Source organism: Streptomyces sp. NBC_01390, assembly GCF_045040105.1.
Taxonomy (GTDB): domain Bacteria; phylum Actinomycetota; class Actinomycetes; order Streptomycetales; family Streptomycetaceae; genus Streptomyces.
On sequence record NZ_CP109551.1, the window covers coordinates 3,349,439 to 3,366,664 of the forward strand.

The following is a 17,226-nucleotide window of genomic DNA, read 5'->3' on the forward strand; positions in this document are numbered from 1 at the left end:
AGCCTAGCCGGACGCGCAAGACCAGCGGGGACACGCGAAAATCAGGTTTGTGGAACTCACTCTGCTCGGCACCGGCGCCCCCGCGGGTCTCCCCCGCCCCGACTGTGCGTGCGCGGCCTGTACCGGCGCGCTCGGCGTGAACGCGCGGGCGGCCACCGCGCTGCTCGTGGACGGCACGCTGCTGCTCGACCTCACCCCCGGCGCCGTACTGGCGGCGGCCCGCGCCGGGCACTCGCTGGCCGGCGTACGGCAGGTGCTGCTGTCGCATCCGCACGACGGGCCCGCCGTGGAGGTGCCGGCGGGCCTCCCGCAGCCCGGACGGGTGCCGGACGGGCGGGAGTTGGCGCTGCTGACCGGGCACCGGGTGCGCGCGGTCCCGATGGACTCCCCGGGTACGGGATACGCGGTGACCGGCCCGGACGGACAGCGGCTGCTGTATCTGCCGCCGGGCGCGGCACCGTCCGGGCTCGACGCGAACGGGAACGGGAACGGGAACAGTCCCTCGTACGACATGGTCCTCGCGGACGTCGTCGGGCGGCCGGACGCCCTGGCCCGGCTGCGGGCGGCGGGCGCGCTCGGCCCGGCCACGGATGTCGTCGCCGTCCACCTGGACCATGACGTTCCCCCGGGTGCCGAGTTGCGGCGCCGGCTCGCGGCGGCGGGCGCGCGGGCGGTGCCGGACGGTACGACGTTGACGGTCGGCGTCTACGAGGACGTACCGGACGTGCCCCGGCGGACGCTGGTGCTGGGCGGTGCGCGGTCGGGGAAGTCGGTGGAGGCGGAGCGGCGGCTGGAGGCGTTCCCGGACGTGCTGTACGTGGCCACGGGCGGGACGCGCAACGGGGACGGCGAGTGGGCGGCGCGGGTGCACGCGCATCGGGAGCGGCGGCCGGGGTCGTGGCGTACCACCGAGACCTGCGACCTCGTACCGCTGCTGAAGGACGACGGGGCGCCGCTGCTCATCGACTGTCTGTCGCTGTGGCTGACGGACGCGATGGACCGGGTGGGGGCGTGGGACGACGCGGAGTGGGCGGGCGGTGGCGAACGGGAGTTGCGGCGGCTGGTACGGGAGTTGACGGCGGCGGTCCGGTCGACACGGCGGACTGTCGTCGCCGTCTCCAACGAGGTGGGGTCCGGGATCGTGCCCGCCACCGCGTCCGGGCGGCGGTACCGGGACGAGCTCGGGCGGCTGAACTCGGCGTTCGGGGCGGAGTGTGAGCACGTTCTGTTGGTGGTGGCGGGGCAGGCGGTTGTGCTGCGGGGGTAAGCGCGGGGGCCCCGGCGGCCTGTGGTTCGGTGTCGGCCCGTGGGGGCTGGTCGCGCAGTTCCCCGCGCCCCTGAAGGGGCGCTGCCCCCACACAGAGCTGGCGTTACGCCGGAGTGCCCTTCCTCGCGATGATCCGGTAGGTGTTCGCGAAGCGGGTTCTGCGGAGGAGGGGGGCCAGGGTGTGGTCCAGGGCCGTGGTCAGGGCCAGGAGTGGGAGTGCCGCCCTGAGCAGGGATGTGCGGCGGGCCGGGAGTGCTCGGGTGAGGGCCAGGGAGAGGGCGCCCGTCAGGTCGTACGGGATGTGGGGTTCCCGGCGGTCCGTCGCGATGACCGTGCAGTGCTGGGACTCCAGTTCCGCCACCAGGTTGGCCAGCGGCATGAGGTGGAGGTGACGTGGCTGGGCGTACCAGGGCCACCACTTGCCCAGCAGGGTGCCGAACGCGCAGTGCGGGTCCGGGACTTCGATCAGGAGGTGGCCGCCGGGGCGCAGGGCCCTGAGGGCCGCGCGGAGTTCCTCGCGGGGGTCCGGGGTGTGTTCCAGGTGATGGAACATGCTGACGACGTCGTAACGGGCCCGCAGTCGGTTGACGATGGCCGGGTCGGTGAGGCGGCCTCGGTGGGCCTCCTCGATGTGGCCGGCGGTACGGGCCTTCTGGACGAGGCGCGTGGTGTCCACGCCGTCGAAGGCCGTGTACGGGAAATAGCGCTTCGCCGCCGCCGGGAAGGCCCCGTCGCCCGTCCCGACGTCGAGCCAGCTCTCCGGTTCGCGGAAGGCGAGCATCGCCCGGGCCGCCGCGCGGTGTCTGCGGGGCGGGACGGGGTGGGAGGCCTCGGGCAGGTCCTGGTGGTGGAGGGCGAGGCCCTCCGCGGTGAGGCGCGGGTTCTGGAAGGCGTGGGCGCAGTCGCGGCACTCGTCGACGACGAACGTGCCCGGGCCTCCCTGTCCTCGCTGCCGCAGGTCGGGCGTGCGCAGGCGGGTGCGCAGCCGTTTGGAACCGCACCAGGGGCAGTCCTCGCGGCGCGGCTCGTGGAACCCGTCGGTCTCCGGTGGGACGGTCGCCTTCGGGGCGGGGGACATGGGCGGCTCCTGCTGAAGCGGTGCACTGCTGCGGTGCGCTGAAGCGCCGTGCGACATTACGCATCAAAACGTTACGTAGGGGATCGCCGTCCCGGGTGCAATGACATGGCTCCAACGTGACGGCACCCTGTTCGATCGCTGCCGGTACTGTTCGGCGAATGAGCTCGCTTAATCTCGACGACTTCACCGATCTGATCGAGCGCCCCGACGGCGGAGTGCGCCGCGACGCGGAGGCGCGCCGGGAGCGCCAGATCGTGCCGCCCGGGTCGCTCGGGCGCCTCGACGACCTGGGTGAGTGGCTGGCGGCGGCACAGTCCTCGGTGCCGGTACGGCCGGTCGAACGACCGCGTGTGGTGCTGTTCGCGGGGGATCACGGGATTGCCGGGCAGGGTGTGTCGGCGCGCCCCGCCGGCAGTGCCGAGCGGTCCGTGCGGGCGGTTCTCGACGGCTCCAGCCCTGTCGCCGTGCTCGCGCGGCGGCTCGGGGTTCCCGTACGGGTCGTCGACATGGCCCTGGACTGCGAGCCGGACGCGCTGCCCGCCGAGGTCGCGGGGCACCGGACACGGCGTGGCAGCGGGCGGATCGACGTCGAGGACGCGCTGACCCTTCAGGAGGCGGAGGCCGCCTTCCTGGCGGGGGTCGCCGTGGCCGACGAGGAAGCCGACTCCGGTACGGATCTGGTGGTCCTGGGCGATGTGAGCGTGGGCGGGACCACGGCCGCGTCGGTGCTGGTGGCCGCGTTGTGCGGGACGGACGCGTCCGTCGTCACCGGGCGGGGCGGGCTGCCGATCGACGACCTGGCGTGGATGCGCAAGTGCGCCGCGATCCGCGACGCGCTGCGGCGCGCCCGGCCGGTGCTCGGGGACCAGTTGCAGCTGCTGGCGACGGTCGGCGGCGCCGACCTCGCCGCGATGACCGGGTTCCTGCTGCAGAGCGCCGTACGCAAGATGCCGGTGATCCTGGACGGTGTGGTGTCGGCCGCGTGTGCGCTGGTCGGGCAGCGGGTCGCCTTCCGGGCGCCGGACTGGTGGCTCGCCGGTCACAACAGCGGGGAGCCGGCCCAGGCGAAGGCCCTGGACCGGATGGCGCTGGAGCCGCTGCTCGACCAAGGGGTGACCGTGGGCGAGGGAGCGGGGGCACTGCTGGCCCTCCCGCTGGTCCAGGCCGCGGCGGCACTGGCCGCGGAGCTGCCGGAGAAGCCCGAGGAACTGGAGAAGCCGGAGGAGCCCGAGGAGCCGGGCGAGCCGGAGGAGCCCGAAGCCGTCTGACCGTCCGGCCACCAGCGGGCATATGGGGCATGTCATGCGACATGCCCCATATGATCACTCCTCATGGGAGATACCCGGGTCACGCCCAACGTTCAGCGAAGTGCCAGTACCGCCGCCTCACGGCGGGCCGCCGCGTTCGCCGTCTGGTATCTGCGGGTCGTGACCTTCGTCAACCTGCTCAGCGCGGTGTGGGTCTCCTTCGGGAACGACGTACGGCGGCACAACGAGGAGAACTACTTCACGCCGTACCTGCTGACCGCCGGCTTCGCCTCCGGTGTGTTCACGATGTTCCTCGCGATCACCATGCGGCGCCGCAAGCGGGCCGCCTGGATCCTGAACATCGTGATCAGCTCGCTGTTCCTGCTGCTGTTCGGGTTCGCCATGTACTTCGCGGACATCCGGGGACACGCGCAGAACTGGGTCTCGCTCGTCCTCACCGCAGCCTTCGTCGCCGCACTCCTCGTGGGGCGGAGGGAGTTCTACGCCAAGGGCGACCGGTCCAACCCGCGGCTCGCCGCCGCCGTCGCGGTCGGCGGCCTGCTCGTCTGTTCCCTCCTCGCGGCGCTCCTCGTCACCGTCGCCAACGAGGCGCACGACACCCACAGTTCGACGTTCCTGGAGCGCTGGGGCTACGGCACGATGCGGCTGATCTCCGTCGCCACCGACGACTCGGGCTTCGCCGGCATCACCACGCCGAACTGGGTCGACGTCTTCATCAACGTGATCAGTACGGTGCTGATCCTCGCCGTCTTCTACGCCGCCTTCCGCTCCCGTCGTGCCGTCGACCCGCTCACCGAGGACGACGAGGCCCGGCTGCGCGCCCTCCTCGACCGGCAGGGCGACCGCGACTCCCTCGGCTACTTCGCCCTGCGCCGCGAGAAGAGCGTCGTCTGGTCCCCCACCGGCAAGGCCGCCGTCGCCTACCGCGCGCTGGGCGGGGTCTCCCTGGCCGCCGGTGATCCGATCGGCGACCCGGAGGCCTGGCCCGGCGCCATCGAACCGTGGCTCGCCGAGGCCCGCGCCCACGGCTGGATCCCGGCCGTGATGGGAGCCGGCGAGGAGGCCGGCACGGTGTACGCGCGGCACGGCCTGGACGCCCTCGAACTCGGCGACGAGGCCATCGTGGAGACCGCAGAGTTCACCCTGGACGGACGGGCCATGCGCACCGTCCGGCAGGCATACAACCGGGTCAAGCGGGCCGGACACACCGTGCGCATCCGGCGCCACGCCGACATCCCGGCCGCCGAGATGACGTACCTCCTGCAGCGCGCAGACGACTGGCGGGACGGCGCCACCGAGCGCGGGTTCAGCATGGCCCTCGGGCGGCTCGGCGATCCGGCCGACGGGCAGTGCGTGATGCTCGAGTGCACCGACAGCCGCGCGGGAGAGCCGGGCGAGTTGAAGGCACTGCTCTCCTTCGTGCCCTGGGGGCCGCGCGGGCTGTCGCTCGACCTCATGCGGCGCGACCGCGACTCCGACAACGGGCTGATGGAGTTCATGGTGATCGAACTTCTCCAGCGTGCGCAGGAGATCGGGATCACTCAGGTCTCACTCAACTTCGCGATGTTCCGTTCCGTCTTCGAACGTGGCGGGCGCATCGGCGCGGGGCCGGTACTGAGGCTGTGGCGCTCGCTGCTCAGCTTCTTCTCCCGCTGGTGGCAGATCGAGTCGCTGTACCGCGCCAACGCGAAGTACCGGCCCATCTGGGAGCCCCGGTTCCTGCTCTTCGAGAAGAGCGCGGACCTGCCGCGCATCGGTATCGCCGCCGCGCGCGCGGAGGGCTTCCTGGAGGCGCCGGGACTGCCGAAGTGGGTGCACCGCAGGCACCTGGAGTCGAAGAGATGAGCACGTGGATGGACACGCACGGATGAGGGCCGGAGCATGAGCACGGTCGTCCGCCGGTCCCGGGCCGAATGGGGGCGGCTGTACGTCGCCGTCCGTGGGCCCCTGTTCCGGCGGCGGTGGCGGGCGCTGCCCATGACGCTCGGCGTCGTGTGTCTGACCGCGCTCATCCAGTTCACGCAGAACCGGTCCTGGGGTTACGGATTCGTCCAGGACGTCGGTGCCGTCCGCGCCGAGGACCCCCTCTGGCTCGCCCTGCTGCGCACCCCGCTCTCCCTCTTCGTGCCCGCCCCCGACCTGCCCGTCTGGGGCGCCCTCGCGCAGATCCTGATCGTCTTCGGTCTCGCCGAGATCTGCCTGGGCTGGTGGCGCACCCTCACCGTCGCGTACGTCGCCACCCTCGCCGGCACGCTCTACGCGCGCGTGGGCATCGCCGTGGGCCCGGCGGGCTTCCTGGGGCTGCCCGGCACGGACGCGCACATCGTGGACACCGGTCCGTCGGCGGCCGTGGTGGGCCTCGCCGTGTTCCTGGGGTGGCGCTACCGGGCGTATGTGACCGCGGGTGCGGTGATCGTCGCGATGGTGGTGGAGGTGGTTCTGAAGGACAACCTCGCCGGCAAGGAGCATCTGGCGGCCATCGTGGCCGTAGTCGTCCTGTGCGGGGTCTCGGCGCTGCGTCACCGGCGTACGGCGGGAGCGCGGGCCGGTTCGGGGTCGGGTTTGCCGCCGATCAGGTCCTGGATGCGGCGCCTGGGGCCGGACCAGCGGCGGTCGTGGCGGTAGGCGCGCAGGGTCGAGCGTGAGCGGGCGCGGGGGCGGCGGCCGTAGAAGCGCTTGGCCCAGGGGGAGGCGGGGCGAGCCAGGCGGATCGCGCCGAGGATCGCGACAAAGGGGACGATCACTCCGAAGATCGCCGTGCGGGCCTTGCCCTTGCTCAGGGCGATGAGGGAGAAGAGGAAGTTGACGCCGACGCTGGCCATGGCCTCGCCCCGGTTCTGGACGTCCTCGTCGCTGAGGTCGTTCACCCCGAACGGCAGGAAGCCCAGGAGGACCAGGCCGACCAGTGCCGCCGTCAGCACCACCACCTCGACGCTCTGCCGGCCGGCCTCCGTCCAGTAGACGTCGTCGAGGTGCAGGATCAGCGCGAACTCGTCCAGCACCAGGCCGGCCCCCATCCCGAAGAGCACCGCGCACAGCCCCGCGCCGAACCCGTGCTGCCCGCTGGCCACGGCCCCGAACCCGCCCACGACGGTCAGTACGACACCGGGGACGACGTGGTGGATGTGCATCCCGCCCGCCTTGACGTTCCCGAACGGTCCCTTGCCCGCGCGGATCATCCGGGTGACGACCCGGGTGATGAGGAACGTCAGTACGAAGGCGGCGAGCGCCAGGAGCAGCGGCAGCTTGCCCGGTTCGACGATGTTCCGATCCAGCCAATGACCCATGAGCGCACTTTATCCAGGTATCGACCTATAACGGCTGCTTGTGCGCCGCGACCTGGGCAGTTCCCGACCCGCCGGGTACTCTGCGCCGGTGTCCACGCCTCCGCCCCAGCCCACGCCGTCCGGCCCGCCCACCCCCGCCACCGGGCTCCGGTTCGCCTTCGGCACGCTGACCGTGGTGCCGGTGAGAGTGATCCGCTGGGACCGGGACGCGGCGCGCGGCGGCATGGTGTGGGCGCCGGTGGTGGGTCTGGCCGTCGGCGCGTGTGCCGCCGGGGTCGGGCTGGTCCTCCTGTTCCTGGGCGCCGGCGCGCTGCTCGCCGCCGTCGCCACGGCCGCCGTGCCCGCCGTCCTCACCCGGGGTCTGCATCTCGACGGTCTCGCGGACACCGCCGACGGACTGGGCAGCGGCAAGCCCGCCGAGGACGCGCTGCGCGTCATGAAGCAGTCGGACATCGGCCCGTTCGGTGTGCTCACCCTCGTGTTCGTGCTGCTGGCCCAAGTTGCCGCGCTCGCTGAGGCGTACGGCGACTCCTGGGCCCGGGGCGCCCTCGCCGCCGTCGTCTCGGCGACCACCGCCCGGCTCGCCCTCACCCTGGCCGCCCGTACCGGCGTGCCGCCCGCCCGGCCCGAGGGGCTGGGGGCGGCGGTGGCGGGAACGGTGCCCGTTCGCTCCGCGTTGCTGGTGGCGGTCCTGGTGACGGTCGCGGCGGCCGGCTTCGGCGCGTTCTTCGGCGCGTTCGACATCGTCCGTACCGCCTTCGCGGTCATCGCGGGCTGCGCCGCCGCCGACCGCCTGCTGCAGCGCTGTACACGCCGTTTCGGCGGGGTCACCGGCGATGTCTTCGGCGCCCTCGCGGAGACGGCCGCGACGGCCGCACTGGTCGTGCTGTCGTTGCGCTGAGGGCTGCGACTGCGGCTACGGCTGTGGCTGCGCGGTGGGTTTCAGGTGAACGTTCGCAGGAATGAGCGAAACCGGCTGCCGAGCGTAGGCTCGTGCCGGGTGTACCACCCCCGGTACCGACCGCCCCCCAGGGCCGGATTTAGGGTCGCTTGTCGGGCCTGGTCGACCCATTCCACTCGGCCACAGAGTCTCTTCAGACGGACTTTTCAGACGGAAGCGAGAATTCACCACCGTGACTGCTCTCACTCTCAGTACCGCTGCGGCGCCCGGCCTTCGGGCCGACGCGATCGTCGTCGGTGTCGCCAAGAGCGGCAAGGGCCCGGTCGTCGCACCGGGCGCCGAGGCCGTGGACAAGGCGTACGACGGCAAGCTCGCCGACGTCCTGGGGACCCTCGGTGCCTCCGGTGCCGAGGGCGAGGTGACCAAGCTGCCCGCCCCGGCCGGCTTCAAGGCACCCGTCGTCGTGGCCGTGGGCCTCGGCGCACTGCCCGAGAAGGACGAGACCTTCAACGCCGAGTCGCTGCGCCGGGCCGCCGGAGTGGCCGCCCGCACCCTCGCCGGTGCCAAGAAGGCCGCCTTCGCCCTGCCGATCGAGGACGCCGCCGACGCCGGCGCGATCGGCGAGGGCGCGCTGCTCGGGGCGTACTCCTTCGACGCGTACAAGGAGATCGGCAGGAACGGCAAGGACGCGAAGAACGGCAAGGCGCCGCTCGCCGAGGTCACCCTGCTCGGCGGCAAGCCCCGTGACGCCGCGTTCAAGGCGGCCGTCGCCCGCGCCACCGCCGTCTCCGAGGAGCTCAACCGGGCCCGCGACCTGATCAACACCCCGCCGAACGACCTCAACCCGGAGGCCTTCGCCGCCGTCGCGCAGGCCGCGGCCGAGGAGCACGGCATCAAGGTGACGGTGCTCGACGAGGAGGCACTGGAGGAGGGCGGCTACGGCGGCATCCTCGGTGTCGGCGTCGGCTCCGCCGCCGGGCCCCGGCTGGTGAAGCTGACGTACACGCACGAGGCGGCGAGCAAGCACCTCGCGTTCGTCGGCAAGGGCATCACCTACGACTCGGGCGGCATCTCGCTCAAGCCCGCCGGGCACAACGAGACGATGAAGTGCGACATGAGCGGTGCGGCGGCGGTCTTCGCCGCGGTCGTCGCCGCCGCGCGGCTCGGCCTCCAGGTCAACGTCACCGGCTGGCTGGCGCTCGCCGAGAACATGCCGTCCGGCTCCGCCACCCGTCCCGGTGACGTGCTGCGCATGTACAGCGGCAAGACCGTCGAGGTCCTGAACACCGACGCCGAGGGCCGTCTCGTCCTCGCCGACGCCCTGTGGGCCGCCTCGGCGGAGAAGCCGGACGCGATCGTCGACGTGGCGACGCTGACCGGCGCGATGGTGCTGGCGCTGGGCAGCCGGACGTACGGGATCATGGCGAACGACGACGCGTTCCGCTCCGCGGTGCACGAGGCCGCCGAGGAGGTCGGGGAGCCGGCGTGGCCGATGCCGCTGCCGGACCACCTGAAGAAGGGGATGGATTCGCCCACGGCCGACATCGCGAACATGGGTGAGCGGGCCGGCGGCGGGCTGGTCGCGGGGCTGTTCCTGCGGGAGTTCGTGGGTGAGGGGATCACCTGGGCGCACCTGGACATCGCGGGGCCCGCGTTCAACGAGGGGGGTCCCTTCGGATACACCCCCAAGGGTGGGACCGGGACCGCGGTTCGTACGTTGGTGCGGTTGGCTGAGTTGACCGCTGCCGGCGATCTGGGCTGAGGGTGCTTTAAGGGGCTTTGAGTGGCGGGACCCCGTGGGCGGGTAGTCCGGGGTCCCGTTGCGCCTCACAGCTCGGCACCTGGTGTGGTCTGGCGGCTGCCGGTCGTGCGTGGCTTGTCGCGCAGTTCCCCGCGCCCCTCAGGTCAGACTCGTTGCCGCCCTCCTACGAGGGTGGGGTGTCCGTCACACAGGCCCGGCGTCTCGTCCGGGTCCGACAGGTGCGAAGATGGGCTCGGCAGGATAGGGCCCCCACCACAGGGCCGAAGAAAGAGCGGCCGGACACCAGCCGCCGCCCGGTCACTGACGACCGGCGTACGGCGCAATGCATGGAGGACGTGACGTGGCGAACGACGCCAGCACCGTTTTCGACCTAGTGATCCTCGGCGGTGGCAGTGGCGGTTACGCCGCGGCGCTGCGCGGGGCCCAGCTGGGGCTTGACGTCGCCCTGATCGAGAAGGACAAGGTCGGCGGCACCTGCCTGCACCGGGGATGCATCCCCACCAAGGCCCTGCTCCACGCGGGCGAGATCGCCGACCAGGCCCGCGAGAGCGAGCAGTTCGGCGTGAAGACCACCTTCGAGGGCATCGACATCCAGGGCGTCCACAAGTACAAGGACGAGGTCATCTCGGGCCTGTACAAGGGGCTCCAGGGCCTCGTCGCCTCTCGCAAGGTCACCTACATCGAGGGTGAGGGGCGGCTCTCCTCCCCCACCTCCGTCGACGTGAACGGGCAGCGGATCCAGGGCCGCCACGTCCTGCTGGCGACCGGCTCCGTGCCGAAGTCGCTGCCGGGCCTGGAGATCGACGGCAACCGGATCATCTCCTCGGACCACGCCCTCGTCCTGGACCGGGTGCCGCAGTCGGCGATCGTCCTCGGCGGCGGTGTCATCGGCGTCGAGTTCGCCTCCGCGTGGAAGTCCTTCGGTACGGACATCACGATCATCGAGGGCCTCAAGCACCTGGCCCCCCTCGAGGACGAGAACTCCTCCAAGCTTCTTGAGCGCGCGTTCCGCAAGCGCGGCATCAAGTTCAACCTGGGCACCTTCTTCTCGAAGGCCGAGTACACCGCGAACGGCGTCAAGGTCACCCTGGCCGACGGCAAGGAGTTCGAGGCCGAGCTGCTGCTCGTGGCCGTCGGCCGCGGGCCCGTCTCCGCCGGTCTCGGCTACGAGGAGCAGGGCGTCGCGATGGACCGCGGCTATGTCCTGGTCGACGAGTACATGCGGACGAACGTCCCGACCATCTCCGCCGTCGGTGACCTGGTCCCGACGCTCCAGCTCGCGCACGTCGGCTTCGCCGAGGGCATCCTGGTGGCGGAGCGTCTGGCCGGTCTGAAGGCCGTGCCGATCGACTACGACGGCGTGCCCCGGGTGACGTACTGCCACCCCGAGGTCGCCTCCGTGGGCATCTCCGAGGCCAAGGCCAAGGAGATCTACGGTGCGGACAAGGTCGTCGCTCTGAAGTACAGCCTCGCGGGCAACGGCAAGAGCAAGATCCTCAAGACCGCGGGCGAGATCAAGCTCGTCCAGGTCAAGGACGGTGCCGTGGTCGGCGTCCACATGGTCGGCGACCGCATGGGCGAGCAGGTCGGCGAAGCCCAGCTGATCTACAACTGGGAGGCGCTGCCGTCCGAGGTCGCGCAGCTCATCCACGCCCACCCGACGCAGAGCGAGGCGCTCGGCGAGGCCCACCTGGCCCTGGCCGGCAAGCCGCTGCACGCCCACGACTGACCCTCGGTCGACGGACGACGACACAGACTTCCGCAATTTCGTAAGGAGCAACCGAAACCATGGCGGTTTCCGTAACCCTTCCGGCGCTCGGTGAGAGCGTCACCGAGGGCACTGTCACCCGGTGGCTGAAGGCCGAGGGCGAGCGCGTCGAGGCCGACGAGCCGCTGCTGGAGGTGTCGACCGACAAGGTCGACACCGAGATCCCCTCGCCCGTCTCCGGCATCCTCGCGTCCATCAAGGTCGCCGAGGACGAGACCGTTGAGGTCGGCGCCGAGCTGGCCCTCATCGACGACGGCACGGGCGCGCCCGCAGCCGCCCCTGCCCCGGCCGCCGAGCCCGCCCCGGCTCCGGCCCCCGAGCCCGTGGCCGCTCCGGCTGCCCCGGCCCCGGTGGCCGAGGCTCCGGCCGCTCCGGCCCCTGCCCCCGCTGCGGCTCCCGCCGGTGGTGCCTCCGGCACCGACGTCACCCTTCCGGCGCTCGGTGAGAGCGTCACCGAGGGCACCGTCACCCGCTGGCTGAAGCAGGTCGGCGAGGAGGTCGCGGAGGACGAGCCCCTGCTGGAGGTCTCCACCGACAAGGTCGACACGGAGATCCCGGCGCCGGTCGCCGGCATCCTGCTGGAGATCGTGGTCGGCGAGGACGAGACCGCCGAGGTCGGCGCCAAGCTGGCCGTGATCGGCGCCCCGGGTGCCGCTCCGGCGGCTGCCCCGGCTCCGGCCGCACCGGCTCCGGTCCAGGCCGCGGCTCCGGCGCCCGCTCCGGCAGCGCCCGTCGCGCCTCCGGCCCCCGTGGCCCCGGCCGCCCCGGCCCCGGCTCCGGTCCAGGCCGCGGCTCCGGTCGCTCCCCCGGCTCCCGCGCCGGCCGCGCCCGCCCCGGTGGCTCCGGCCGCTCCGGCGCCCGCCGCCGCCCCCGCCACCTCCGGTGACGAGGGTGCCTACGTCACCCCGCTGGTGCGCAAGCTCGCCGCCGAGAACGGCGTCGACCTGGGCTCCGTCAAGGGCACCGGCGTCGGCGGTCGCATCCGCAAGCAGGACGTCCTGGCCGCCGCCGAGGCGGCGAAGGCCGCCGCTGCAGCTCCGGCGCCCGCCGCCGCAGCCGCTGCTCCGGCAGCCAGGAAGGCGCCGACCCTGGAGGCTTCCCCCCTCCGTGGCCAGACCATCAAGATGCCCCGCATCCGCAAGGTCATCGGCGACAACATGGTCAAGGCGCTGCACGAGCAGGCGCAGCTGTCCTCGGTCGTCGAGGTCGACATCACGCGCCTGATGAAGCTCCGCGCGCAGGCGAAGGACTCCTTCGCGGCCCGCGAGGGCGTCAAGCTCTCCCCGATGCCGTTCTTCGTGAAGGCGGCGGCCCAGGCGCTGAAGGCCCACCCGGCCGTCAACGCCCGGATCAACGTCGAAGAGGGCACGATCACCTACTTCGACACCGAGAGCGTCGGTATCGCGGTGGACTCCGAGAAGGGCCTGATGACCCCGGTCATCAAGCACGCGGGCGACCTCAACATCGCCGGTATCGCCAAGGCCACGGCCGAGCTCGCGGGCAAGGTCAGGGCCAACAAGATCACCCCGGACGAGCTGTCCGGCGCGACCTTCACCATCTCCAACACCGGCTCGCGCGGTGCGCTCTTCGACACGATCATCGTGCCGCCGAACCAGGTCGCGATCCTGGGCATCGGCGCGACGGTCAAGCGCCCGGCGGTCATCGAGACGGAGGAGGGCACGGTCATCGGCGTACGCGACATGACGTACCTGACCCTGTCCTACGACCACCGTCTGGTCGACGGCGCCGACGCGGCCCGTTACCTGACGGCCGTCAAGGCGATCCTGGAGGCGGGCGAGTTCGAGGTCGAGCTCGGCCTGTAACCAGCGCCTGGGATGTACGTGTACGACGGTGCCCCGTCCGGATCCTTCCGGACGGGGCACCGTCCTATGCCGTGCACCACTTTCCGGCCAACTGGCTCTTTTCAATTGATCCAATTACCCGGACACACAGCAAACAAAAAGCGAAAGGATTGATTCCTCTCAGGGCATACAAAAGAACTCGAACCCCTCGTGTTTCTTTTTAATTCACCTTGCTCTTGGCCGGAACCAGCCCATACGATCACCGAGGCGCCAAGGTGGTGGTTCCTCAAGGGGATGAGGTTCCGCCATCGACTGGGGGGGTGCTCCGGCAAAGCCAAGGCGGTGCTTATCCCTGCCCCTCCGTTTCCCTTCATGCACCATCGGATCGCACGAAAAGGAACGGAACCCAAGAAATGTCTCTCAGTAGAAGCAAGAGATTCGCCCTCGCCCTGGCGGGCGCGGCGGTTCTCACCCTCGGCGGCGCGGGAATCGCGTCGGCCGGCACGGACGGCGGCGCCGTCTACAACCCGACCGGCGGCTCGCAAGTCTGGTTCAAGTCGTACGGCGACCACATCTGGGTCAAGGACACCGACGCCGACGGGCACTCCGCCGTCGGCTGGTCGTACGTCCCGTACGACGGGGTGAACACCACGAACTGGGTGACGAGCGGCAACGGCGACTCGGGCGACTTCAACTACGACTTCACCGAGAACGCCTACGTCTACTACAAGGCGTGCGTCGGCGAGTCGGGTACGGGCGACTACTTCTCCTGCAACAGCAGCTGGTACTACGGCATCGCCTGACCAGCTTCCGAGACTCTCGCGGGGCGGGCGGCCGGCCGCCCGCCCCGTGCTGGAAGGCGACATGAAAACACTGCGTATCCTGCTGACCGCCTTTCTGGCCACGGGACTTGCCACCGGTTGCTCGGCGGACGAGATGAGCGCCCCGGCACCCGTGAAGGTCGGTCCCGTCTCCACACCAACGGCGGCGACCACGACGAAAATGCCTCTCGCGGCCTATCTGCCGACCGAGACCGAGCTCAACACCCTGGCCAGGGCCCAGACTTCGCTCCTACGTGACTGCATGTCCGAGTACGGCTTCACCGACAGCCGGATCGAGGTGCCCTCGGACTGGCTGATGTTCGAGGACATCGGCGAGGGCACCGACCTTCCGGTCACCCTCGAACAGGCACAGCAGTACGGTTACCACCCGGCCGGCACCGACACCGGCGGCGACAGCGACGACCAGGAGAGCGGTTCGGACTCCGACTCCACGTCCGGCCTGCCCGCGCTGGCGACCGGGGACAAGGAGACCGAGATGCTGGTGGCCAACGGCACGGCGGTCGCGGGCGCCTCCGCCCCCGCCGGTCAGCGGGTGAACGGCAAGGAGATCCCCGAGGGGGGCTGTGCCGGCCGCGCCCAGCAGACGATCGCCAAGAACACTCCCGAACTGAAGAAATTCGGCTCGGACAACGCCGACCCGCTGAACGCCATTCTGGAAATACGGGCGGAATCCCACAGCAGCGCCATGCAGACCGACCTCTTCGAAAAAATGGAGAAATCATGGTCCGCATGCATGAAGAAATCCGGTTTCTCGTACGGCAGCCTGAAATCCGCCGCCGGGGACGGCGAATGGTCCACCAATCAGGTGGCCAGTGAGCGGGAGATATCGGTGGCCACGGCCGATGTGAAATGCCGGATGTCCGCCAATTACCTGGGCGTGACCGAAGCCGTGTTCCTCGCCTACGAGAAGCAGGCCGTCGAGGACAACGCCGAACTGCTACAGGCCGTGCGCGACTACTACGACGCGATGCTGCGCAACGCGGCCAAGGTCGTGTGACCGATGGCCGAAGTTCGACCGGATCCGGAGCCGGTGTCGGGGCCGGAGCGGGAGTCCGACCCGGCGGGCGGAACGTCCGCACTCGTGCGGCGGCGCCGCGTCCTGGCCCTGGTGGCCGGGGGCGCGGCGCTGTTCGCGGGCGGCGGTGTGGCCGCCTCCCTGTACGTCAAGTCCCCCGCCCAGGCCGTCGCCGACACCAGGGCACCCGAGCCCGACGTGCTCACCGCGGAGGTCGAGCGGCGGGTACTCGCCGACACGGTCGTCCTGCGCGGCACCGTCCGCGCGGGCCGGACCGTCACGGTGACGCCGTCCGCGTCCGCCGCCGGAGACAGCGGGGCCGGCGGGTCGGTCATCGCGTCCAAGCTGCCGTACGCCGCCGGTGACGACGTACGGGCGGGCAAGGTGGTCGCCGAGGTGTCCGGGCGCCCGGTGATCGCCCTGAAGGGCCGGGTCGCCGCGTACCGGGATCTCAAGCCCGGCTCGAAGGGCGACGACGTGACCCAGCTCCAGCGGGCACTGACCGGTCTCGGGTACGGCAGCGGCGGCGACACCACGGGTTCTTTCGGCACCGGCACCCAGGACGCCGTCGAGCGTCTGTACGCCGACCTCGGCTACGACCCGAGGCCCGCCTCGACCGGCGGTGAGGAGGCGGCGGCCCAGGCGGTGGAGAGCGCGGAGGACTCCGTCCGCAACGCCGAACGGATGCTGGAGGACGCCGAGGCGGTGGAGAAGCCGGACGTCACCCAGGTGAAGCGGGCCCGTGAGGACCTGGCGGACGCCCGGCAGGACCTCGCGGCGGCCCGGCTGGAGGCGGGGGCGATGCTGCCGGCCGCCGAGGTCGTCTTCCTGCCCTCCTTCCCGGCCCGCCTGGACGCGGTCGGCGCGGTCGTCGGTGAGCCCGTCTCCGGCACCCTGCTGACCCTGTCCTCGGGCGATCTCGTGGTCCAGGGCGGTGCGGCGGCCGACGAGAAGACGCTGCTGCGCAAGGGCCAGAAGGCCCAGATCCTGTCCGAACTGACCGGCAAGGAGTTCGCGGGCAGGGTGTCCACGGTGGCGACGGCCCCGACGCCGAGCGGCGGCCAGGGTTCGGGGAGCGGCTCGGGGAGTTCCGGCGGCTCCGGGGGTTCCGGGAGCTCGGGCGGCTCCGGAAGCTCCGGGGGCGACACCGCCACGTACGCCGTGGTGGTCGTCCCGGACACGGCGCTGCCCAGATCACTCACCGGCCAGAACGTCCGTATCACCGTCACCTCGGCAGCCACCGGCGGCAAGGTGCTGGTGGTCCCGGTCGCCGCGGTCACCTCCGGCACCGACGGCCGGACCACCGTGACGGTGCTGCACGGGGCGCGCCGTGAGCGCGTGGAGGTCCGTACGGGCGCGACCGGGGACGGATACGTCCAGGTCACGCCCGTGAGCGGCGCGAGCGGCAGCGGGAGTCTCGACGCCGGCGACCCGGTCGTCGTGGGCACGGCGTCATGACGGAGCCCGCGACGGCGCCAGAGGTGGCCTCCGCTCCCCCGCCCGTCATCGAGTTCCGCGGGGTCGGGCTGACCTACCCCGGGCCGCCCCCGGTGCCCGCGCTGCGCCCCTGTGACCTGACCGTCCTCACCGGCGACTACGTGACGGTCGTAGGCCCGTCCGGGTCGGGGAAGTCGACGTTCCTGAACATCGCCGGGCTGCTCGACCGGCCTACGTCGGGGCGCTATCTCCTCGACGGGGTGGACACCGGGGCGGTCCGGGACGCCGGGCGGACCGCGCTGCGAGGGCGGCGTATCGGGTTCGTGTTCCAGTCGTTCCATCTGCTGGCGCACCGCAGCGCCCTGGAGAACGTCACCCTCGCGCTTCTCTACAACGGCACCCCGCGCGGACAACGGCCCGCGCTCGCCAGGGAGGCTCTGGAACGCGTGGGTCTGGGCCACCGGGTGGACGCCGTGCCGTCGCGGCTGTCCGGCGGCGAACGGCAGCGGGTGGCCATCGCCCGTGCCGTGGTGGCCCGTCCCTCGCTCCTGCTGTGCGACGAGCCGACCGGCAACCTCGACACGGTCACCGCGGAGTCGGTGCTGAGCCTCCTCGACCAGCTCCACCGTGAGGGCATGACCCTGCTCGTCATCACCCACGACCGCGAGGTCGCCGCCCGCGGCCGGCGCACGATCACGATCCGCGACGGCGTCCTGAAGGAGAACGACGCGGCGGCGCGGGAGAGCGGGGTACGGACGTGATCCGCTTCCGGCGTACGCGGGGTGTCCCGGCCGCCGCG

The 17,226-nt window shown here is 71.6% G+C and carries 14 protein-coding genes; 12 read left to right on the forward strand and 2 right to left on the reverse strand.

Going from position 1 to position 17,226, the window contains the following annotated elements; translation table 11 throughout:
* Nucleotides 1-49: 49 nt before the first annotated feature.
* Entirely contained in the window at nt 50-1,267 is a 1,218-nt protein-coding gene (locus tag OG241_RS14970; RefSeq protein WP_405815836.1) for a bifunctional adenosylcobinamide kinase/adenosylcobinamide-phosphate guanylyltransferase, read from the forward strand.
* A gap of 103 nt (nt 1,268-1,370) precedes the next feature.
* Here OG241_RS14970 and OG241_RS14975 read toward each other — a convergent pair whose 3' ends face one another.
* Complete coding sequence (locus OG241_RS14975) at nt 1,371-2,345, reverse strand: class I SAM-dependent methyltransferase (RefSeq protein ID WP_405815837.1); 975 nt, start codon at nt 2,343-2,345, stop codon at nt 1,371-1,373.
* A 158-nt stretch (nt 2,346-2,503) separates the two neighbouring features.
* Between OG241_RS14975 and cobT the strand changes: the two genes are divergently transcribed.
* From cobT to OG241_RS14990, 3 genes are all read left to right on the forward strand, one after another.
* Nucleotides 2,504-3,613: a nicotinate-nucleotide--dimethylbenzimidazole phosphoribosyltransferase gene (gene cobT / locus OG241_RS14980; protein ID WP_405815838.1), complete on the forward strand. Its 1,110-nt coding sequence runs from the start codon at nt 2,504-2,506 to the stop codon at nt 3,611-3,613.
* A gap of 63 nt (nt 3,614-3,676) precedes the next feature.
* Nucleotides 3,677-5,458, forward strand: a complete 1,782-nt coding sequence (locus OG241_RS14985; RefSeq protein WP_405815839.1) for a phosphatidylglycerol lysyltransferase domain-containing protein — start codon at nt 3,677-3,679, stop codon at nt 5,456-5,458.
* Nucleotides 5,459-5,494: 36 nt separating this feature from the next.
* Nucleotides 5,495-6,238, forward strand: coding sequence for a hypothetical protein (locus OG241_RS14990; protein ID WP_405815840.1), 744 nt, complete (start codon nt 5,495-5,497; stop codon nt 6,236-6,238).
* Here OG241_RS14990 and OG241_RS14995 read toward each other — a convergent pair.
* Nucleotides 6,133-6,900 (reverse strand): hypothetical protein, encoded by a 768-nt coding sequence (locus tag OG241_RS14995; RefSeq protein ID WP_405815841.1) that lies wholly within the window; start codon nt 6,898-6,900, stop codon nt 6,133-6,135. The two genes, OG241_RS14990 and OG241_RS14995, sit on opposite strands and share 106 nt — an antisense overlap.
* An 88-nt stretch (nt 6,901-6,988) precedes the next feature.
* Between OG241_RS14995 and OG241_RS15000 the strand changes: the two genes are divergently transcribed.
* The 8 genes from OG241_RS15000 to OG241_RS15035 all read left to right on the forward strand — a co-directional run bounded on the left by OG241_RS15000 (nt 6,989) and on the right by OG241_RS15035 (nt 17,188).
* Entirely contained in the window at nt 6,989-7,801 is an 813-nt protein-coding gene (locus OG241_RS15000; protein ID WP_405815843.1) for an adenosylcobinamide-GDP ribazoletransferase, read from the forward strand.
* A 232-nt stretch (nt 7,802-8,033) separates the two neighbouring features.
* On the forward strand, nt 8,034-9,563 hold the full coding sequence (locus OG241_RS15005) for a leucyl aminopeptidase (RefSeq protein ID WP_405815844.1): 1,530 nt from the start codon (nt 8,034-8,036) through the stop codon (nt 9,561-9,563).
* A gap of 340 nt (nt 9,564-9,903) precedes the next feature.
* Nucleotides 9,904-11,292, forward strand: a complete 1,389-nt coding sequence (gene lpdA, locus OG241_RS15010; protein ID WP_405815845.1) for a dihydrolipoyl dehydrogenase — start codon at nt 9,904-9,906, stop codon at nt 11,290-11,292.
* Between the two features lie 59 nt (nt 11,293-11,351).
* A complete protein-coding gene (gene sucB, locus OG241_RS15015) occupies nt 11,352-13,154 on the forward strand; it encodes a 2-oxoglutarate dehydrogenase, E2 component, dihydrolipoamide succinyltransferase (protein ID WP_405815846.1) in 1,803 nt (600 codons plus the stop codon).
* A 392-nt stretch (nt 13,155-13,546) separates the two neighbouring features.
* The gene (locus OG241_RS15020; RefSeq protein ID WP_405815847.1) at nt 13,547-13,936 is read left to right on the forward strand and encodes a hypothetical protein; all 390 of its coding nucleotides are present in this window, start codon (nt 13,547-13,549) and stop codon (nt 13,934-13,936) included.
* A gap of 61 nt (nt 13,937-13,997) precedes the next feature.
* Nucleotides 13,998-14,972, forward strand: a complete 975-nt coding sequence (locus OG241_RS15025) for a hypothetical protein (RefSeq protein WP_405815848.1) — start codon at nt 13,998-14,000, stop codon at nt 14,970-14,972.
* Between the two features lie 3 nt (nt 14,973-14,975).
* Nucleotides 14,976-16,448 (forward strand): peptidoglycan-binding protein, encoded by a 1,473-nt coding sequence (locus tag OG241_RS15030; protein WP_405815849.1) that lies wholly within the window; start codon nt 14,976-14,978, stop codon nt 16,446-16,448.
* Entirely contained in the window at nt 16,445-17,188 is a 744-nt protein-coding gene (locus tag OG241_RS15035) for an ABC transporter ATP-binding protein (protein ID WP_405815850.1), read from the forward strand. The genes OG241_RS15030 and OG241_RS15035 overlap by 4 nt, the downstream gene beginning before the upstream one ends.
* Nucleotides 17,189-17,226: the final 38 nt, after the last annotated feature.